We start from the raw sequence: 20305 nt of genomic DNA, 5'->3' as shown, positions 1-20305 counted from the left end.
AAAAGATCTAAAATTCCGTTACATCCGGCCGGGTTGTATATTTCCCACTGTTTAGCTCAGCAGCTTCCATTCACTGCGCAGCAGGCCGTATACCGCATGATTCACATAGCCCTCGGGCAGCTTCTCTGCCTGGCGCAGAACCCCTTCGAATACGAAGCCCAGCCGCTCGGGAATCGCCCGGCTGGGCTTGTTGCCCGTGGCGCAGCGGATTTCAATGCGGTTCAGCTCCATTTCCAGCAGCGCATAATCTACGAAAACCCGGCAGGCGCTGGTCATGTAGCCTTTGCCTTCATATCCTTCGCCAAGCCAATAGCCGATTCCGACAGAGCGGCTCTGCCAGTCTATCTCATGATAGCCGATAATGCCGGCCAGTTCTCCCCGGACCCACAGTCCGGCGGTGAAGCCGCCGTTGTCGCTGCCCTGCTTGACGGCATTTTTGATAAATGTGGCGATGTGGTCCTGTTCGGTGACTCCGTCAACCCAAGGCAGCCACTGCCTGAGCCTGCTCCGCGAGCGCTCTACCAGCGCGAACATGTGGCGGGCCTGCTCCGGCATCAACAGTTTCAGTACAAGCTCTTCATCAATGACATAATTAAACAAGCGGCTGCCTCCTCTGTGCCACTAGGGCCGGATGTACTGATTAACGTTTCTTCCATTCCAGAGCGTAAATATCTTCTTCCAGCGACTGCATCCGCTGTCCTACAAGGGCGCGGCAATCGCTCAGCGCTCCATTGTATAGGGCAGGTCCTAGCTCCTTAAGGAAGAAATCCAGCAAATTGTCGGCTGCGAGATGGCCGATGGTCTCTCCGCGTTCGGCTTCGAAGTAAGTGCGGATGTTCTCTGTAATAATGTCGCGCTGCTCTTTAGGCAGTTTCATCGGTTTCATAAGAATGAGTCCCCCATTGTTAAGTTATTCATTAATCATGCCTTATAATTTCCATGCTACTCTATCGCCGGGAGAGAAGTCAAAGCGTCCGGCAAGGATGAGTGAGTCACCCATTTTATTGAACATTCTACGGTTAACGGGTATATTAGTAGGAAACATGTTCATACAAGGAAGTAGAACAATACAGAACGAGAGGTTGATAGCTGTGGAGAACCGTGGAACACCCTCCAATTTTATTAAGAATGTCATTACTGAAGATCTGAGCTCGGGGAAGGTTAAGGAGATCGTCACCCGTTTTCCGCCGGAGCCGAACGGTTACTTACATATCGGACATGCCAAGGCGATCTGGATTAACTTTACGCTGGCTGATGAGTTCGGCGGAAAGACTAATCTGAGATTTGATGACACCAATCCGCTTAAAGAGGATACAGAATATGTGAATTCCATTCAAGAGGATGTAAAGTGGCTCGGCTATGAATGGGATGAACTGCGTTTTGCCTCCGATTATTTCGGAGAAATGTACGAGCGGGCAGAACTGCTTATCCAAAAGGGCAAAGCCTATGTCGATGACCTCAGCGCCGACGAAATCCGCCAGCTGCGCGGTACGCTGACCCAGCCGGGGCAGAACAGCCCGCACCGTGAGCGCGGAATCGAAGAGAACCTGGATCTGTTCCGCCGTATGCGGGCTGGGGAATTCAAGGACGGCGAAAAGGTGCTTCGTGCCAAAATTGACATGTCCTCGCCGAATATCAACCTGCGTGATCCGGTCATTTACCGTATTTCCCACTCGCATCATCATAATACAGGCGATGCATGGTGCATCTATCCGATGTATACCTTTGCACATCCTCTGGAAGATGCTATTGAGAGTGTAACTCACTCCCTCTGCTCATTGGAATTTGAAGATCAGCGCCCGTTCTATGATTGGGTGGTAGCAGAATGCGAGATGCCGGCTGTGCCGCATCAGTATGAATTCGGCCGGCTCAACCTGGCCCAGACGGTAACGAGCAAGCGCAAGCTGAAACTGCTGGTGGATGAAGGCCATGTGGACGGCTGGGATGATCCCCGTATGCCGACGATTTCCGGGCTGCGCCGCCGCGGGTACACTCCCGAAGCGATCCGCAGCTTTGTGCACGAAACAGGCATTTCCAAAAGCCAGGGTCTGGTGGACCTGCAAATGCTGGAGCATTTCATCCGTGAAGACCTGAAGCTGACCGTTCCCCGGACGATGGCCGTGCTGCGGCCGCTGAAAGTGGTCATTACCAACTATCCGGAAGGCCAGACCGAATACTTCGAGATTGAGAACAACGTGGAGAATCCGGAAATGGGCAACCGGCAGATTCCGTTTTCCCGTGAAATCTACATCGAGCGCGATGACTTCATGGAGATTCCGCCGAACAAATATTTCCGTCTTTTTCCCGGCAACGAAGTGCGCTTGAAGAACGCCTATTTCATTAAGTGCAACGAGTTCATCAAGGATGAGAACGGCGAGGTTGTGGAGCTGCACTGCACGTATGATCCCGAGACGAAGAGCGGCAGCGGATTTACCGGCCGCAAGGTCAAGGGAACACTGCACTGGGTGGATGCCAGCCAGGCGGTACCGGCGGAATTCCGCCTCTATGAGCCGCTGATTTCCGCTGAAGAAGCGGATGCGGAGGCTGAGATCGAAGGAATGGAGCCCGTGGCCGACAAACCGGAGCCGAGTTTCCTCGATCAGCTGAACCCGCAATCCATTGAGATTCTGCAGGGCTTTGTGGAGCCGGGTCTGAAGGACAGCGTGCCGCAGGACAAGTTCCAATTCTTCCGCCATGGCTATTTTAACGTGGACAGCAAATACTCCGCGCCGGGACATCTTGTGTTCAATCTTGTGGTATCCCTCAAAAGCTCATTCCAGCCGCCTAAACAGGGATAATTCATTGAATTGTAATCTGGCGGGCTAACACAAAAGCAGGCTTGGCTTCCTTATCGGGAAGTCCAAGCCTGCTTTTGTGTTATGTCCTAGGGGGTGTATCCGCTGCTTATGAGGCTATTATTCGTGGCCCGCCAGCTCTTCCTCCTGCTCCGCCGGGTTCAGGTAGTCGCCGCGGCTGACGAACAGCCACATTAAGCCGAAGCCAAGCGTTCCAATGAACGAGAGGAATACACCGGACTGGTACATGCTCTGGGCCCCGAGGTTCTGATACAGCCAACCGCCGAGAACACCGCCCAGAATCCCGGAGATGCCGCTCCAGGCCAGAGTGTAGAGGGCTTGTCCAGAGGAACGGTAGGGGCGTGGAACCAGCAGCATGGTCAGCTGCGTTCCCACATAGAAGAAGCCGCCAAACGTAATGCAGTGCAGAATTTGAATAAAAGCCACCTGAAGCGGTGTTGTCGCACCGGCCATCAGCCACCAGCGCAGGACAAATAAGACGCTTACGAGTGCCAGCCAGCCCAGCAGCACCGAGACCTTGCGTTTCAGGAAACGGTTGCACAGCAGCAGCACTCCTACCTCCAGGATGGAGGAGAGGAATACGGCAAGGCCGATCATTGTTTTGCTGCCCCCAAGCTCTGTAATGTAGAGCGACACGAAGGTGTTGTTCATCGTATTGGGGATGGAGACCAGAATGCCGAAGAAGATAAAACATAGAAAAAACGGATTATAAAAGATTTTTTGGAAGCCCTTGAACGGCAATGGCGCAACGCCTATGGAATGATCGAGCCTCGGCAGGGCAACCAGCGAGAGCATAGCTGCGCAGAGCAGTGCAGCAAAGAGATAAGACAAGATAGATACGCCGGCCCACTCAATAACGGGCCCGGCCAGGATCGCGGTCAGCGCCCATCCGAGTGAGCCCCAGAGCCGGAAAGAGCCGAACTTGTGATTCGTGCCGTCAATATAGCTAAGAATCATCGTGTTGCTCTGGGCGAACAGCGGACCCTGGAAGAAATAGAAGAAAAGGATGGAAACATAAATCATTTCATATGTATGCGCCTGAAATACAAGCTGAGACAATACCAGTGTTCCCGTCAGCATGACGAGGACAATCCGCCGCATATTCTGATAACGGTCACTCCATATGCCCCAGAAAGGATTGGCAATAATTGAAACGAGTGCGCCTACCGACATTAAGCTCCCGATCTCCAACTTGTTCATTCCTACATCCTGCAGATATAGTGGGAAGAAGCTGGTGAAGAGGACCACGGTTCCATACACGAAGAAATTGAACCATTTCAGAGAGCTGAAGGATGGATGCTTATTAAGGTACTCCCGCAAATTGGGCACTCCTTTCCCGCCAGATGTCTTGCATTCCTTGCTTCAGCCTAAAAATAGGCCGTTTCTAACACTGTAACACTTGTTGAAAAGGGATACAAACCAAGTTTTGAATGATTTTCCAGCCAGCTGTCTAATTTCTGCTCCCGCCAGCTTGTTAAGCGGAAAAAAGCCGATATCCTGGGATATCGGCGAGGAATTTAGCTTAGATATGGAAATGGTCAAAGTCCGCAAAGCCCCCGGACTGGACCGGGGCAAAGGAAGCTGCGAACAGGCCAACTTTGGCTCCGACCCACCGTCCTTCGGCAATCGTGAACGGCTCACCGAAATCGGTGTATTGTGAACCGTCCTTACTGAAGCTGAACCGGCAAAGGCAATCTTCCCCTAAGCTGAACCTTAAGTGCAGGCTGTCTGCACCGGTGAGTATCTCAGCTTTTTTAATATCCCCGGCTTCCGTGAGGTTCTCTGTAACACCACTGCTCTCATACTGGGTCAGCCGGAGCGCTCCGTCCTGGTCCATAGACAAGGCCAGATAGAAGGCCCGCTGTCCCAAGACCACGAGGCCCGCCCGTTCTTCGGAGGTGGCAAAGCTGGGCGTAATCTGTGCGGCTGCCGAAAAAACGGGAGCGGCGAACTTCTGCATGAGCAGCTGCGGGGCGTCATAAAGAGTGCGGCAGCCCTCTGGAAGTGCTGCGGCATACAGTCTCAAGCCGCCCCAGGGATTCAGGCTGTACCAGCCGGTGGCCGGATTGGCCTGCCACTGCCATTGCAGGCCGAGCGACGGTCCGCGGAAGTCATCTGCAGTTTGGGGAACGGCAATTTCTCCGGCGGCACGGATATTGGGCTTGCTCCAGAGCTCTACCGGCTCTCCGGTGTCCTGCCCGGGTGCAAGCCGGCCCATCAGCGGCCAATCCTCCTGCCATTCCATGGGCTGCAAATGGACGATCCGCCCGTGGGCGCCTTTATCCTGGAAATGAATAAACCAGGATTCGCCGGACGAAAGCTCAACCCATCCTCCCTGATGCGGGCCGTTCACCGGGGTATCCCCTTGATGCAGCACGATTTTATCCTCATAAGGCCCTTCGATGGAGCTGGAGCGGAAGACGGCCTGCCAGCCTGTGGGCACTCCGCCCGCCGGTGCAAAGATATAATAATAGCCATTTCTTTTGTACAGCTTCGGACCTTCCAGTGTAGGATGCTTTACTGTCCCGTCGATGATAATCCGGCCTTCATCCAGCAGGCTTCTGCCGTCCGGGGACATCCTGCAGAGGCTCAGAATATGCTTCAGGCCGGAACGGCTATGGGCAAAGGCATGGACCAGATAGGCCTGCCCGTCTTCATCCCAGAAAGGGCAGGGGTCGATCCAGCCTTTGGCGGCCTTCACCAGATGCGGCGGTTCCCAGGCACCAAACGGGTTATCCGTCTTGGTCATGAAGATGCCTTCGTCGGGTGTTGCGTAGAAGATCCAGAATTGCCCGTCATGAAAGCGCAGGCTGGGCGCCCACACGCCTTTGCCATGCTGCACGCGCTCATAGCCGGGAAGCTCCAGCTGCGGCAGCGCATGATTGACGAGGCTCCAGTTGACCAGATCCCGGGAATGAAGGATCGGCAGACCTGGCGTATGCGCAAAGCTGGAGGCGGTCATAAAGAAATCATCGCCTGCACGGATAACATCGGGATCAGAGTAATCGGCATAGATGATCGGATTTCTGTAAGTTCCGTCTCCCTGATCGGGAATCCAGCGTCCGGAACCTGTAACAGCATGAGTATTCATTCCAGCCCTCCCATTCGCGGCGGCGTATTATTTTTGAGTCTGATCATAGGACTGTTTCTCTGCCTCAAGCAGTTTAGCCCATTCGTCCAGCATTTCCGTTCCGGTCATTTTTTTAGCCATCACCTTTTGAATCATAGGCTCAATCTTTTTCTGGATATTGCTGTAGCCCGGTAGATAATACGGAGTGCCGGCAAAATGCGTATCGGCTGAACTCAGCAGCTCCGAAGCGGATTTCATATAAGGAATGTCCTGAATCCAGGCATCGGCGGCCGCCTCCTGATTGGCAGGGATTTCACCATAAAGCTTGGCGTACTGGCTGTTGATGTCATGGGACAGGTAGAAGGTCATGAATTTCCATACCGCGTCTTTGTTTTCGGCGGTTTTGGTCATGGTCAGACCCAGCGGCATGAGGCCGGGGTGTTCACGATAGCCGTTGACACCCTTCGGAAACGGTACGGCTTCAAATTTGGTATAGTCTCCGTTGAATGCTTTTTCATGGGAGCTTGCCGAGCCAAGGTTATGCACAACAACAGCCGCTTTGTCCGATTGGAAGGTGGCGGCGAGCTCGCTCCAGCCCTTGTTGAGATCATCCTCTGGAGTATAGACATTATACGCGCCTAAATATTTGTCCAGAAACTCTGCGTGCAGCGGATCATTGATCGTTGCTTTTCCTTCAGGCGTAAAATAATCGGCAATTCCGGAGTAGGAATACATCAGCATTTCCAGCGTATTGGCACTTCCGGCACCACCGCGGATACTGAGCCCGTAGCGGTCTTTGGATTTATCGGTAAGCTTGGCGACATCCTCGAAGAATTGATCCCAGGTATCGGGGAGCGCAAGGCCGGCTTCTTTGAACCAGTCAGGGCGCAGCCAGAGATTCCAGGTCTGGGAGCTGTATGGTAGCGCATACAATTTTCCTTCTTTGGTATCCAGCTTGCGGTTGCTGGCAATCAGCTCAGCGGAAATCAGATCCTTGTCGGCCCAGCTGTCATAATAGGCATCGAGGGGCTCCAGCACATCTCTGGCGAGCAGGTCGGCCTTGAAATCATTCATGATATCCGGTGCCTGTTCTGCGGAGATCGCGACATTTACCTTTTGCTCGTAAGCGGACAAATCGCCGGGAACCCCGAGATAATCCACCTTAATGTCCGGGTTCTCTTCCTCAAACTGCTTGATGATCTTCTCGAAAAAAGCGTTGCGCTCCGTAGTCACCGCAGCTGCCCAGAAGCTGATGGTTGTCTGCTTAGCCTTATCCCCGTTCTTGCTGCCTTCGCCTGATGAGGCGGAGTTCGTTGTCTTGTTCGAACCGCAGCCGGTCAATGCCAGCAGAAGCGAGGCGCCTACCAATACGGAACTCCGTAATTTTCTTGTCTTCATAAATCTTTAGACCTCCCTGAAAGTTATATTGTTGTATATATTAAGGACGTTTCCGGGAAAAGCCGGCCCGGCCCCGTCCTTAATGACTGGAGCCGGATTCAGCCCTTGACGGCACCGCCGAGGCCTTCCACCAAATAACGCTGGATGTACATGAACAGCAGCACAGGAGGGATCAGCCCGATAATGCTTCCCGCTGCCAGTGAGGCATACTGTACACTGAATTCACCGATCATAAATTTCAGCCCGATAGGAATTGTGAAGCGGTCCGGCGTTGTGATAAACGAGAACGCGACCAGGAATTCATTCCAGACGCCGATGAATGCGAAGGCGCTGGTTGCCACGATGCCCGGAAGCACGATCGGCGCAATAATGGCGAAGATAATGCGGAATCTTCCCGCACCGTCGACCATGGCCGCTTCGTCAATCTCCTTCGGAGTGGAGGCGATGAAGCCGCGCATCAATATCGTATTGAACGGGACCTGCAGCACGATATAGAACAGGACTAGCGAGTAAGGCGTGTTGATTAGCCCGAGGTTCTTGAAAATCAGGAACAGCGGAATTACAAACAGGATGACGGGCATCATCTGTGTAGCCAGCAGGATCAGCATAAAGGCGCTTTTTCCCTTGAACTTGAACCGGCTCATCGCATAACCGTTCATCACCGACAGCAGTGTAATGACGATCACCGACAGGATGGAGACCAGCACACTGTTGAGGAAATATTGCGAGAAATTATTATCGTTCCACACATTGATATAATTCTCGAAAGTCAGCGGAGACGGAAGATATTGAATCGTCGAGCTCATAATGTCCGTTTCTTTTTTTAGAGAGGTGGAGATAGCCCATAGAAAAGGAACGAGTACAAAGATCAGCGTTAAGGCCAGCGGAATGTAAAAGAGCAGCCTGCTGCCTATTTTGCGGCCGGTAGTCTTATTCATCCTGCATTCCTCCCCGGTTGAGTCTCAGGTACAGAATGACAAAGAACATCAGGAACAGGAAGGTGACGACGCCAAGCGCTGAGCCGTATCCGTAGTTGCCCTCAAGGATCGAGGTCTTCATCATATAAATCGGCAGCGTTGTCGTCATATCCATCGGGCCGCCGTTCGTCATCGTAAAGATCATGTCGATGGAGTTGAATTCCCAGATGGCTCTGAGCAGGGTGGCGAAAATAATGCTCTCCTTCAGATATGGAAGAGTGATATGAAACAGCTTCTTCAGGGGCCCGGCACCGTCCACCTCGCAGGATTCGTACACTTCGTGCGGAATGGTCTGCAGTGCGGCGAGCAGGGTGATCGCAAAGAACGGAATACCCCGCCACAGCTCGGCGAAGACTACGGAGCCGAACACAGTGCTCGGATTAGCCAGCCAGGCGATGGCTTCATCAATGATGCCAAGCTTCATCAGGATGTCGTTGATGATCCCGATATGCTGGTTGAACATGAGCGACCACAGCATGGTCGTTAGCACGCCGGATACGGCCCAGGGAACCAGCACCAGCGAGCGGACCAGGCCGCGCAGCCGGAAGGACTGGTTCAGCAGCAGAGCAACAATCAGCCCGAAGACCAGCTGAAGGGCCACCTCGGAAAACACCCATTTCAGCGTAGTGACCAGTGTGGTGTAGAACAAATCGTCTTCCGTGAAGATATGGCGGAAATTCTCCAGTCCGATATAGCCTGCTTCCTGCAGACGGGTGAAATCGTAGCTTTGAACACTCAGGTCGAATACCCGGAATATCGGAAAGATCAGGATGCCCGCAATGAGCAGGACTGTGGGGGCGATAAGTAAATAGGGAAGCCACCCGTCCCCTTTGATGCGTTTTCTTTTTCCCGGTTTGGATAAGGCAAGCTTGCCCCCGGTTTGTCGCGTAATATCCATAACTGCACCTCCAAAACAATCGTAATTCAGATAGCGGATCAGCTGAATAAGATATATTTCAAAGGTTGTTTGTTTTCTTTAACAGTTTGCGTATAAGTTAGCGGCTGCCGGCTTAACCCTGCTGAGCCTTACGGTAGTCCGAAGGGGACATGCCGAAGTGCTTTTTGAACAGCACGCTGAAGTATTGAGGATTAGGGTAGCCTACCTTTTCGCTAATTTCATAGGATTTGTAATCTGTCTGCTTCAGCAGCTCCGCCGCCTTTTCCATCCGGATACCGGCGATATATTCGATTACGTTGATCTCTCTGTATTTTTTGAAGAGAGTGCTTACGTACGATGGTGAGATATGAACTTCACCGGCAATTGCCGCGAGACTCAGCTTCTCATCAGCGTAATGTTTGATAATATACTGCTCCATTTGCTTCAGCAGCATGTGATGCGAATGCTGTGAATGGCGCATTTCATCACAGAAGAACAGGCCGGGTTCGCCGGCAACATCCTTCATATGCGCAGCCGTCAGGGCTTTATTGTAGGAGTAGGGGATCTGGGCGAAACCTTCGCACACGCTGCCTACACCGATGCTAACCGGAATTTTAAGACAGGCCTCAATCGTATTCCTCATCTCCTCCAGCAATTGGGCAAAGGAACCGTCTGGTTGATCCGCCTCGCCCGGTTTCTCCAGGTTAAAGAGAATATTGATTCTGTGATTGTAATGGACGAAAAAAGGCTTTGGAGCCCGGCCGCTGAACTGTTCAACGCCTATATTACGGATGGAGAACAGCAGCAGCTCGGCGTTCTCCTCAATGCCGGGCCGGGAGAAGCGCCGCAGATCTTCGGGCTGGATCACCGCGACCCGGAAGTAGTTCCCCTCCCAGCGGATGCCGAGGAGATCCATTTCGCGGCGTGCCCAGTCGATGCTGGGAACACCGGACAGCAGATCGGAGAAGAACTTGTTTTCAATCAGGGTTTGGCTTTTTTGAGCCTTCTCAGATTCCCGCAGCTCCTGCAGCAGACTGCGCCCGGCCGCAGCCACGGACTTCAGGATGGTATCATTGTCCTCGTATTTCAGAATGTAGTCGGAAGCCTGCAGGTGGAGAGCTTTCTTGGCATAGGAGAAATCATCATAGCCGGTCAGGAAAATAATCCGGGTCAGCGGATACGCCCTGTTCACCATCTCCGCCAGCTGGAGCCCGTCCAGCAGGGGCATCTGAATATCGGTCAGCAGGATATCCGGACGGAGCTGCTGAACAAGCAGCCAGCCCTCTTCCCCGTTCGCGGCGGTTCCGGTCACCTCGATGTCTTCAGTACTCCATTTCACATTGGCCCGTATGCCTTCCCGGATCCATTTATCATCATCCACAATCAGCAGTTTCAGCATTATAATCGTTCTCCTTTCGTATCGCCTGTATAGGGGAGGTACACCTTTACCTGTGTGTACAGGCCCTCTTCACTGTCGAGCGTTAATCCATAGCGGCTGCCGAAATGCAGGACAATCCTGCGGTGGGCGTTCCACAGCCCGTAGGTGATGGCTTCATGTCCTACCGTCTCTGATTCCAGCGAGGCGCGGAGCTGTGAGAGCTTGTCCCGGCTGATCCCGTGCCCGTTGTCATACACTTCAAAGACAGCATAGTCCCCCTCACGGCGGCCGGAAATGGAGAGGAAGCCGTGGCCGTGCTTGTTTTTGATTCCATGGTAAATGGCATTCTCCACCAGCGGCTGCAGCGTAAGCTTCAGAATGGGTAGCTCAAGCAGCTCGTCTTCGACTTCAATCTCGAAGTCAAATTCCTGGCTGTACCGGATGTTCAGTATCATCAGATAGCTGCGCACATGCTCCATCTCCTCACGGACCGGAATAATCTCGCGGCCTTTGCTGATGCTGATCCGGAAATAGGAGGTCAATGCGCTGACCATGGTGGAAGCGCGCTGCCGCTCATTCATATCAATCAGATGTTTGATGGAGCTTAGCGTGTTGTAGAGAAAATGGGGCTGGATCTGGGCCTGCATAGCCTGCAGCTCGATCTGGCGTTTCTTCTCCTGCTCACTGCGTACTGTCTCGAGCAGCTGGGCTACCGAAGCCACCAGGCCGGAGAGCCCGCGGGCCAACACGCCGATTTCATTATGCTGGTCCAGCTCAAAGCTGACGCCGAGGTCTCCCCGCTCGAAGCGTTTAACCTGCTTGGACAGGTAGCGGAGCGGGTTGCTGAGATTGCGGGCGACAACCGCGGCAGCCACGATGAACACAATTAGGATAAACAAGATCAGAACCAGGGAGATGTATTTGATGCGGGTTGCTCCCTCCAGAATATCCTTCTCCGGCACAACCGCTGCAAGCACCCAATGATTGAGCGGCAGGGTATTGTAGGCAATGGCCATTTTCCGGCCCGCCTTGCTGTCGGCTGTCAGGCTGCCGCTGTCCTGTGATCCGTTTCTTAGTGCGTTAATGGTTTCCCCGCTGAGTTCATATTCGGCATCCAAGGTCTTGGAGTAGAGCTCACCCTCCGGGCTGATCAGCATCAGCGTCCCGCCCGGACTGATCTTTACATTCTCCATAATCTCGAGAAAATAGCTTTCACGTAAATTAATAAGGACAATGCCGCTGGCCGGGGAATGTTCGGTGCCGATCATTTTGAAGCTGCTCATAACTCTCCGCTGCTCCACCGTCTCAAAGATCGTATCCTTATGGCTGTTCAGCCAATAGTAGCCTTTCTGCGAGGTATTATAGCGTCTGAGCCAATCGTTCAGATCAATATGGACCTGCCGGGGGACATATTCCTGCTGCAGGTTGAAGGATCTTCCGTTATTGAACGCGACGAAGATGGAATCGATCATCTGGAAATAGGAATGGTACACATCGTCAAGCTGGTCGTGCAGCTTAATGAGATCGTCATACCGGTTCTGGTCGGCCGCCTGGCCTTCTCCCGAGAGAATGCTCTGCAGGGCATCATTATCCTCCAGGCGCACCAGCTGTTCGAAGATTGTGAGAAACTTGTCGTTCATGAACAGGGCTGTCTGATGAGTGGTGTCGGCGAGGGCGTAGAAAGCGTTTTCTTTTAATTGCCGACTGGACGAAAGATAGGAGAAGAATCCGGTCAGCACGACGGATAAGACCAAAATGGGCAAAAAACAGATTAACAGCTTCGATTGGATAGGCCTGTCTACGAGGTAACGTTTCATGGGATAACTCCTTTTTGCAGATAAGATTTCCATAATGTTTACGTGAACATTTATGGAATGAGCCTCGCTTATCCTTAGGCAGCTGCCGGAACCGGCGCTTAGGAGGCCTTGAATTTAGAGTCTAGCACAGACCTCTGCAAAATCAACCAGTGTCTATATTTTTTCGAATTTTGAAAAAGTTCGCCCGCGTAATAAATTTCATTTCTTTCCTGCAGCAAAGGATATTTGAAGTGATAACTCGTCAGACTTGCTGTTTTCGCGCTGTAAAGTTTGATACGATACCCATAGAGAACAGGAGATTTCAGCGGGAGGGAAAAATGACACAATACACGGGAATTATTCTGACAGGGGGGGCTTCGAGGCGGATGGGCAGCGATAAAGCGCTGCTTACACTTGCCGGAGAACCTGTGATTGCCCGGCTGGCGGACGAGTTGGCCAAGCTCGCCGAAAGTACGGTCATTGCCTGCGGCCCCCGGGAGCGCAGGGAGTACGACTTCTTGCAGCTTCCCCAGATCACGGACCATTATCAAGGCTGCGGTCCTCTGGCCGGTCTTCATGCGGCGCTCAGCCATTCACCGACGGAATGGAATCTGGTGACGGCTTGCGACCTGCCGTTTGCTTCGGCGATATTTCTGCAGTACATACTCAGCTGCCATGCGGCAGCGTATCCCGAGACAGTGAGGTATAGAGCCGATTTGGGCGCGTCTGCCGCTGTTCCGGTGTCCGCCTCCGGCCGGACGCAGCCCCTGCTAGGGCTGTACCATAAGCGGACACTTCCGGCGCTGGAAGCAGCGCTGAGCGGTGGAAGGTTCAAAGTCATGGAGTGCCTGGAGTCGCTGGACGTTCTATATGTTTCAGAATCCGGCTTTACGCCTAGCCAGCCGGCGCCCTCCCCTTTGTACAATATGAATACAACGGATGATTATTTGGCTGCCGTCAAGCTGCTGCCACAGTTCAAGGGTCCTTGCTGAGAGCACAAATTTTTCCTTCGTTTAACTTCAGTTTACAAAGCGGCGTTAATGTGGAGAGGAAGGCGGACAGGAGCGGGACAGCTCCGAGATCTATCCGTCAGAAAAGAGGAAGTTCTATGAATAAATCCAAATCTTCACGGAAGCAGGGAGCGTCCTTGAAGCCGTTCCTGAAGCTGCTGCATGAGACTAAACCCTCCTACGGGCTGCTGGCTCTGGCGGTAGGGCTTAGTATGATATCGACGCTGGTGGGTCTGGTCATTCCTATGTTCACCAAGAATCTGGTGGACGGATTCTCGCTGGCCTCCATCAGCAAGCTGCAGATTGCGGGAATTGCCGGAGCTTTTGTAGCCCAGACGATTGCCGGAGGCGTCTCCATTTATTTGCTGAACTACGTAGGGCAGAAGATTGTTGCGGGACTGCGCGACCGGCTGTGGCGCAAATTTCTTGTGCTGCCGGTGGCCTACTACAATGATAACCGCACAGGTGAAAGCGTCAGCCGGATGACGAACGATACCGGAATTCTCAAGACGCTGATCTCCGAGCATTTGGCCAGCTTGTTTACCGGGGTAATCTCCATCGTCGGTTCGATATCGGTGCTGCTGTATCTGAACTGGAAAATGACGCTGGTGCTGTTCACGGTGCTTCCGCTGTCCGCACTCATTCTGGTGCCGCTGGGCCGGCAGATGTACAAAATCTCCAAGGGCACTCAGGATGAAACAGCATCCTTTACCGCTACACTGAGCGGTGTGTTGTCCGAAATCCGGCTGGTGAAATCTTCGGGCGCGGAGCAAAAGGAATATGAAGCCGGGCGGACCGGAATTATGAATCTGCTGTCCTTCGGCATCCGGGAGGGCAAAATCAGTGCGATGATCAGTCCGCTAGTCTCGTTTGTGTTCATGATGCTGCTGGTCGTCATTATCGGCTATGGCGGCATGCAGGTGTCCTCGGGTGCCTTGACTGCAGGTGAATTGGTAGCCTTTATTCTGTATTTGATCCAGATCGTAATGCCGCTCACCCAGCTGACCCAATTCTTCACCCAGGTGCAGAAGGCCAAAGGTGCCTCGGAACGGATCATTGAAACACTGGCTGCGGAAGAGGAGATTTACGAAGGGGCAGAGGAAGCGGATGGATTGCAGGGACCGATTGCTATAGAGGATTTAAGCTTTGGCTATAAAACAGGTGAGCAGGTGCTGGACAAGGTCAGCTTCTCCATGCTGCCGGGTCAGGTTACGGCGATTGTCGGACCAAGCGGAGGCGGCAAAACGACGTTATTCTCAATGCTGGAACGGTTCTATGAACCGCAGCATGGCGTCATCAAGCTGGGCGGTAAGCCAGTGTCGGTGTTTTCCCTGCGTTCCTGGCGCAAGCTGATCGGGTATGTCTCCCAGGAAAGCCCGCTGCTCTCCGGCACGATTGCCGATAATCTCGGCTATGGGCTGGACCGGAAGATCAGCGAGGAGGAGATGCGCCGTGCTGCAGCCATGGCCTATGCCGACGGCTTTATCCGTGAGCTTCCGGACGGCTATCAGACGGATGTGGGGGAACGGGGCGTGAAGCTGTCCGGCGGACAGCGCCAGCGGATTGCCATTGCGAGGGCGTTGCTGCGTGATCCGAAGATTCTGATGCTGGACGAAGCTACCTCCAGTCTCGACAGTCAATCCGAAGCAGTGGTGCAGAGTGCGTTATCGAACCTTATGCAAGGCCGGACCACGATTGTGATTGCTCACAGACTGGCAACCGTGGTAAATGCGGATCAGATTATCTTTATAGAGAAAGGCCGGATCACCGGCAAAGGAACGCACGAAGAGCTGCTGCGCAGTCACGAGTTGTACCGGGAATTTGCGGAACAGCAGCTGCAAATGAACACACCGCAGCTTTTGGAGGGCGGCAAAGAGGAGGCTACAGCAGAATATGGCCAAAATACTGGTAGTGGACGACGATCCGCACATCCGCGAATTGGTGGAGCTGTTTCTGAGAGCTGAGGGGATGGATGAGGTCTACGGCGCTTCCGATGGGGTGGAGGCGCTGCGGCTGCTTGAGGACAACAGCGTGGATCTGGCAATCATTGATGTGATGATGCCGAAGATGGATGGCTGGGAGCTGTGCCGCGCGCTGCGGGAAAGCTATGATTTTCCTATTCTGATGTTGACAGCCAAAGGGGAAACCTCACAAATTGTTAAAGGCTTCGAGCTGGGCACGGACGATTATCTGGTGAAGCCGTTTGAACCGCTGGTGCTGATCGCCAGAGTTAAAGCGTTGCTGAAGCGGTACCAGATTTCCTCCGCACAGAGTGTAAACGTCGGAAATTTGCGGATGAACCGCAAGACTTATGAAGCCTCCTCGGAGTTTGGGGAAATCACGCTGCCGCTGAAGGAATTCGAGCTGCTGTTCAAGCTGGCAAGCTATCCCGGGCAGACATTAACGCGCGACAGGCTGATTGAAGAAATCTGGGGTTATGATTTTGGGGGCAATGAACGGACGCTGGATGTGCATGTGGGCCGTCTGCGCGAACGTTTCCCCCGGGAAAAATATGGCTTCAATATCCGTACCATCCGTGGGCTGGGCTACCGTCTGGAGGTGGTTAATGGATGAGAAGACTTGGTAGGATTGTGAGAGAGATCCTTGGAATGGGGATATTGATCGCTGCCCTCTATGTTTCCTGGAATGGAGGATATTACGGAGTAAAGCTGCTGTCGGGACATTTTGAATGGTCTCTGTCCCCTTATGGATCGGGGCTGCTTGTTATGGCGCTGCAGTTTCTCATTCTTTTCGTTGTGGGCGGTAGCGTAGCTCTTATCGGACATGCCAGGGGGGATGAGAGAGCTTTCTATATTCCCATCCTGACAGCAATGCGGCAAATTTCCAAAGGCAATTTCAAGGTGGAGCTGGAAAACAGCAAGCGTTACGGGCAGTTTGGCGGAATCGTGGAGGGGATTAATGAAATGGCCAGCGAGCTGGGCCGGATGGAGATTATGCGCCAGGATTTCATCTCCAACGTCTCACATGAGATCCAGTCGCCGCTGACCTCGATTCGCGGGTTCGCCCGTGCGCTGCGGGAAGAGGGCCTTAGTGCAGACAACCGGAGACATTATCTGGACATCATCGAAGCAGAGGGCAGCCGGCTCTCCGGGCTCAGCGACAATCTGCTGAAGCTGTCGGCATTGGAGGCGGGCAGCTTTCCGTTTGAAGTGAAGTCATACCGGCTGGACAAACAGCTGCAAGATATGATTCTGGCCTCGGAGCCGCAGTGGCTGGATAAAGAGATCGAGTTGGAAGCCGAGCTGGAGGAGATTTCGGTGGACGCTGTGCAGGATCTGATGAGCCAGGTATGGACCAATCTGCTGCATAACAGCATCAAGTTTACCCCTGAGGGCGGGCATATCACCATACGTGTGCATCACGCAGAGGGTCAAGCCATTGTGGAAATCAGGGACAGCGGCATAGGCATCGCCGAGGAGGAGCTGCCCCGCATCTTCGAACGATTCTACAAGGCCGATAAAGCAAGAAGCGCCAGCGGAGGCGGGAGCGGACTGGGATTGTCACTGGTGAAGAAAATCGTAGATTTGCATAACGGGACGATAAACGTAACAAGCCGTCCCGGTGAGGGGACGGCTTGTACGGTGAGCCTGCCATTGCGGCTTAAATAAATCCGCCGTTTACGCGCAGCGTTTGTCCGGTAATCCACTTGGACTCTTCCCCGGCGAGGAAGCTGACGGCTCCGGCAATATCCTCAGGCTGGCCCAGGCGGCCAAAAGCATTGGCTTTCTTCAGCCCTTCAAGCTGTGCCTCGGATTTGCCTTCCAGGAATAAATCCGTGGCAACCGGCCCCGGCGCAACTGCGTTGATCGTAATGCCTTTGGCCCCGAATTCCTTGGCGAGCTGGCGGGTGAATTGTTCTACTGCACCTTTCGTTCCGGCATAGATGCTGTAAGCCGGGAACATTTGGCCATTGACCGAGGTGGAGAAATTAATGACCCGGCCGCCCTCTTCCAGATGGAAGAAAGCCTGCTGGCAGGAGAAGTAGGTCCCTTTGACATTGATAGCAAACTGCTTGTCGAATTCCTCCTCAGTAGCTGCGCCGATGAGGCTGTTTATCATGATTCCGGCGTTGTTGACCACGATATCAATCTTGCCGAACAGCTCCTTGGTATCCTTGAACAACTGCTCAATCTGCGCGGGTTTGCTGATGTCGGCCTGAAGGGCGGCTGCCTTTCCGCCTTTTCCCTGAATACCCTGCACCACAGCCTCAGCTTGTTTAGGACTGCTGGAATAGTTAATGATTACAGCGGCCCCTTGCTCCGCCAATCTCTCCGCAACGCTCCGTCCGATCCCTCTAGAGGACCCCGTAATGATAGCTACCTTACCCTGCAGGTTTTGATTCATGAATTGTTCCTCCTCAAAGTTTTGTTAGCATCACATCATAAGAATTTGCTTCGGACAAAACTGGCTTCGGAAGCATTCGCTTAGTTTTGTTAGCGTTACTTCATAAGAATTTGCTTCGGACAAAACTGACATCGGAAGCATTCGCTTAGTTTTGTATAAGATACCGGGTTTAACTGGTGACAGCCGCGAGGCCTCTGGCAAGTATTGTCCAGAGCTGTTCAAATTCCTGTCCGATGCTTCCGCTATGCCATTCATAGGCATGGGAAGGATGGTGGAACCGTGCCGTCGCGTAAAAAAGTGAACGGGCAATCGTCTCCGTAACGGCGATTGGCGTAATCATGCCTTCCTGAATGCCTTTGTCGATTACACTGCCCATCTGGCTGATAATCCGCTGAATATGAGTGTCAATGAGCTCGGAGGCTTCTTCCGTAACAGATGCATACATCTTGAACATTTCGCTGTCCTGCTCGGCGTAGTGATGTTTAAGCTCGATCAGCTTCGCGATATATTTCCTTAGCTGCTCCAGAGCATTTCCGGCTGCTGCAGCTGCCGCGATTTCTGTCAGAGGGGCAAGAATCAACTCGTCCAGCCATCTTTCCGTTACAGCCTCCCGCAATGCCGCTTTGCTGGGAAAATGCCGGTACAAGGTACCATGGCTGACGCCCAGCAGCTTGGCTACATCGGTCACTGAGGTTTTGTCAGGGCCGAACCTGCGCAAGGTCTGTTCAGCGGCGTCCAATATTTCCGTCTTGCTTAAAAAAGCGCTTGGTTTGTTCACGGGTGGATTCTCCCTTCGGTAGGTACAGCTTAACATGGAAGATGACAAATGACAAATATTAATTTATGTCATTTGATTAATTATGATATTTGCCAAGGCTGCTATTCCGTGCTCCATCTCATCCTCAGAGGCATAGGCGAAGGACAGGCGGAGATGTCTGCTGTCGCTGCGGTCATACAGATCCCCTGTATTCAGGAGTACTCCAGCCTGTAGTGCAGCCTTGAAGAGCCGGCGCAGCGAAAGAGTTCCATTCAGGGAGAGCCAGATGTAGAAACCTCCGGCCGGAATGCTCCAGGAAGCCAGCCCCGCAAAATGGATATCAAGCAGCTGCAGCATGAAATCGCGCCGCCGCCGCAGTTTTCCGCGTAACAGGATGAGATGCTGCTCATGATAACCGCCTTCCAGCCAGCGCGCGGCGGCGAGCTGCGACAGGGAGCTTGCGCCGTAATCGGTCTGCATCTTGATATCGGCCAGCCGGCGGACTACCGGCTCCGGGCCGACAATCCAGCCGATGCGCAGGCCGGGGCTTGCCGCCTTCGACAGCGTGCCCAGGTGGAGCACTCTTCCCTCGCGGTCCCGGGCTTTCAGGGGGTTGGGCGGGCGATCATCCAGCCATAGATCCTGATAAGCCCCATCCTCGAGAATGGGCAGTCCAAGTCCGCCTGCAATGTCCATTAAGGCGTCCCGTCGTCCCGCATCCATCAGAATTCCGGTGGGATTATGGAAGCTGGGGATGGTATAGAGCATGGCCGCCTTGCTCCGGATGGCTGCGGCTGCCAGCTGATCCGGTAAGAGGCCGTCTTTGTCCATCGGCAGGCCGCTGAATTTCACCCCCGCCGACTGGAAGGCGTGAATGGAATACAGGTAGGAGGGCTTCTCCAGCAGCACCGTCGAGCCGCGCGGCAGCAGGCCCAGCGCAATGAGCTGCAGACCCTGCAGCGCGCCCGAGGTAATGAGGATGGAAGACGGATCGGCCGCTATTCCGTTCTTCGACAGCTCCTGGCTGACCGCTCTGCGAAGGCTAAGGCTGCCAAGCGGCTCCTCGTAGGAGAGTGGCGGAAGCGGGTTCTGTGCCAGCTCGAGCAGCACCTGGCGCATCGACTCGCCGGGCAGCAGCCCGGGCGCAGGCTCACCGGTGCCGAGACGGATCAGCCCCGCTTCATATTCAAGCCTGTTGATGGCTTGTACCGCAGGCAGGTTAGGGTAGTGGATGCCTTCCTCCACGTAGTCATTCCAGTTGCCGCCAAGCTGGCCCGCAGCTCCAGTGGAGCGGGCCGCTGCATCCGGCCCGGAGGCTCCAGCCCTGCTTGAAGCGGCAACCCGGGTTCCTCCGCCCCGGCTGCCTTCGATCAGGCCGAGTGCAGCCAGCTGCCCGAGCGCGGTGACAACTGTGCTGCGGTTGACGCCAAGCTGACGGCATAGCTCGCGCTGCGGGACAAGCCGCATGCCGGGAGGCCAGGCGCCGCTGGAGATTTTGCCGATGAAATAGGCCGAGATTTGTCTGTGCAGCGGCAGCGGTGAAGAGGGGTCCGGCTTCCAATGGCCGCTTAAGCTTGCAGAATCATCAAGGGAAGCCGATTGGACAGGGGGAACTGCTGAGGGTGAGGCTGTAAGTGGATGGTCTGATTGGCGTTGGCGCGTCAAAGGACTAGCTCCTTTTTATAGGGTATAAATGCTGTTGGAACAAGAGTTTTGTTACTTGGAGTATATCACGCTTCGTCCGGGCTTCTATATTTGGTTGGGTAGTATTCTATGGATTTGGATGGTTACCTGAGCCGTTAGTGGGAGTAGGATCAATAGTGCAGCGAAGGACGTGTATGCTGCTGCCATACGTTGATTT

Annotated in this window: 17 protein-coding genes; 5 read left to right on the top strand and 12 right to left on the bottom strand. The window is 53.7% G+C overall.

Annotated elements, in window-relative coordinates; translation table 11 throughout:
- Positions 1-51 precede the first annotated feature (51 nt).
- Positions 52-600 (bottom strand): GNAT family N-acetyltransferase, encoded by a 549-nt coding sequence (locus MHI45_RS16265; protein ID WP_038597519.1) that lies wholly within the window; start codon positions 598-600, stop codon positions 52-54.
- A gap of 40 nt (positions 601-640) precedes the next feature.
- On the bottom strand, positions 641-886 hold the full coding sequence (locus MHI45_RS16260; RefSeq protein ID WP_038597516.1) for a DUF2164 domain-containing protein: 246 nt from the start codon (positions 884-886) through the stop codon (positions 641-643).
- A 205-nt stretch (positions 887-1091) separates the two neighbouring features.
- Between MHI45_RS16260 and MHI45_RS16255 the strand changes: the two genes are divergently transcribed.
- Entirely contained in the window at positions 1092-2798 is a 1707-nt protein-coding gene (locus MHI45_RS16255) for a glutamine--tRNA ligase/YqeY domain fusion protein (RefSeq protein ID WP_038597513.1), read from the top strand.
- A 117-nt stretch (positions 2799-2915) separates the two neighbouring features.
- Here the strand turns inward: MHI45_RS16255 and MHI45_RS16250 are convergent, their stop codons facing one another.
- The 7 genes from MHI45_RS16250 to MHI45_RS16220 form a co-directional block, all read right to left on the bottom strand.
- On the bottom strand, positions 2916-4136 hold the full coding sequence (locus tag MHI45_RS16250; protein WP_076109683.1) for an MFS transporter: 1221 nt from the start codon (positions 4134-4136) through the stop codon (positions 2916-2918).
- A 202-nt stretch (positions 4137-4338) separates the two neighbouring features.
- Positions 4339-5907, bottom strand: coding sequence for a glycoside hydrolase family 43 protein (locus tag MHI45_RS16245; protein ID WP_341119201.1), 1569 nt, complete (start codon positions 5905-5907; stop codon positions 4339-4341).
- 27 nt (positions 5908-5934) lie between these two features.
- Positions 5935-7284 (bottom strand): ABC transporter substrate-binding protein, encoded by a 1350-nt coding sequence (locus MHI45_RS16240; protein ID WP_341119200.1) that lies wholly within the window; start codon positions 7282-7284, stop codon positions 5935-5937.
- 98 nt (positions 7285-7382) lie between these two features.
- A complete protein-coding gene (locus tag MHI45_RS16235) occupies positions 7383-8222 on the bottom strand; it encodes a carbohydrate ABC transporter permease (protein ID WP_038597501.1) in 840 nt (279 codons plus the stop codon).
- Positions 8215-9159 carry a carbohydrate ABC transporter permease gene (locus MHI45_RS16230; protein ID WP_341119199.1) on the bottom strand — a complete coding sequence of 315 codons (945 nt, stop codon included), beginning with the start codon at positions 9157-9159 and terminating at the stop codon, positions 8215-8217. Before MHI45_RS16230 ends, MHI45_RS16235 begins: the two co-directional genes overlap by 8 nt.
- Positions 9160-9271: 112 nt before the next feature.
- Positions 9272-10537: a response regulator gene (locus MHI45_RS16225; RefSeq protein WP_076109680.1), complete on the bottom strand. Its 1266-nt coding sequence runs from the start codon at positions 10535-10537 to the stop codon at positions 9272-9274.
- The gene (locus MHI45_RS16220) at positions 10537-12333 is read right to left on the bottom strand and encodes a sensor histidine kinase (protein ID WP_341119198.1); all 1797 of its coding nucleotides are present in this window, start codon (positions 12331-12333) and stop codon (positions 10537-10539) included. Before MHI45_RS16220 ends, MHI45_RS16225 begins: the two co-directional genes overlap by 1 nt.
- A gap of 317 nt (positions 12334-12650) precedes the next feature.
- Between MHI45_RS16220 and mobA the strand changes: the two genes are divergently transcribed.
- The 4 genes from mobA (at position 12651) to MHI45_RS16200 (ending at position 16951) form a co-directional block, all read left to right on the top strand.
- On the top strand, positions 12651-13304 hold the full coding sequence (gene mobA / locus MHI45_RS16215) for a molybdenum cofactor guanylyltransferase (RefSeq protein ID WP_341119197.1): 654 nt from the start codon (positions 12651-12653) through the stop codon (positions 13302-13304).
- Between the two features lie 116 nt (positions 13305-13420).
- Positions 13421-15286, top strand: coding sequence for an ABC transporter ATP-binding protein (locus MHI45_RS16210; RefSeq protein ID WP_341119196.1), 1866 nt, complete (start codon positions 13421-13423; stop codon positions 15284-15286).
- A complete protein-coding gene (locus tag MHI45_RS16205; RefSeq protein WP_340896200.1) occupies positions 15216-15896 on the top strand; it encodes a response regulator transcription factor in 681 nt (226 codons plus the stop codon). The genes MHI45_RS16210 and MHI45_RS16205 overlap by 71 nt, the downstream gene beginning before the upstream one ends.
- Complete coding sequence (locus MHI45_RS16200) at positions 15893-16951, top strand: sensor histidine kinase (protein WP_341119195.1); 1059 nt, start codon at positions 15893-15895, stop codon at positions 16949-16951. Before MHI45_RS16205 ends, MHI45_RS16200 begins: the two co-directional genes overlap by 4 nt.
- Here MHI45_RS16200 and MHI45_RS16195 read toward each other — a convergent pair.
- From MHI45_RS16195 to MHI45_RS16185, 3 genes are all read right to left on the bottom strand, one after another.
- On the bottom strand, positions 16944-17687 hold the full coding sequence (locus MHI45_RS16195) for an SDR family oxidoreductase (RefSeq protein ID WP_076109676.1): 744 nt from the start codon (positions 17685-17687) through the stop codon (positions 16944-16946). The two genes, MHI45_RS16200 and MHI45_RS16195, sit on opposite strands and share 8 nt — an antisense overlap.
- A 169-nt stretch (positions 17688-17856) precedes the next feature.
- Positions 17857-18465, bottom strand: a complete 609-nt coding sequence (locus tag MHI45_RS16190; protein WP_341119194.1) for a TetR family transcriptional regulator — start codon at positions 18463-18465, stop codon at positions 17857-17859.
- A gap of 63 nt (positions 18466-18528) precedes the next feature.
- Positions 18529-20109 (bottom strand): aminotransferase-like domain-containing protein, encoded by a 1581-nt coding sequence (locus MHI45_RS16185; RefSeq protein WP_341119192.1) that lies wholly within the window; start codon positions 20107-20109, stop codon positions 18529-18531.
- Positions 20110-20305 lie beyond the last annotated feature (196 nt).

Source organism: Paenibacillus sp. FSL H3-0321 (genome assembly GCF_038002865.1).
Classification (GTDB): Bacteria; Bacillota; Bacilli; order Paenibacillales; family Paenibacillaceae; genus Paenibacillus_AQ.
The sequence above is the reverse complement of the archived record's forward strand: the minus strand, read 5'-3'. Positions and strand labels throughout refer to the sequence as shown.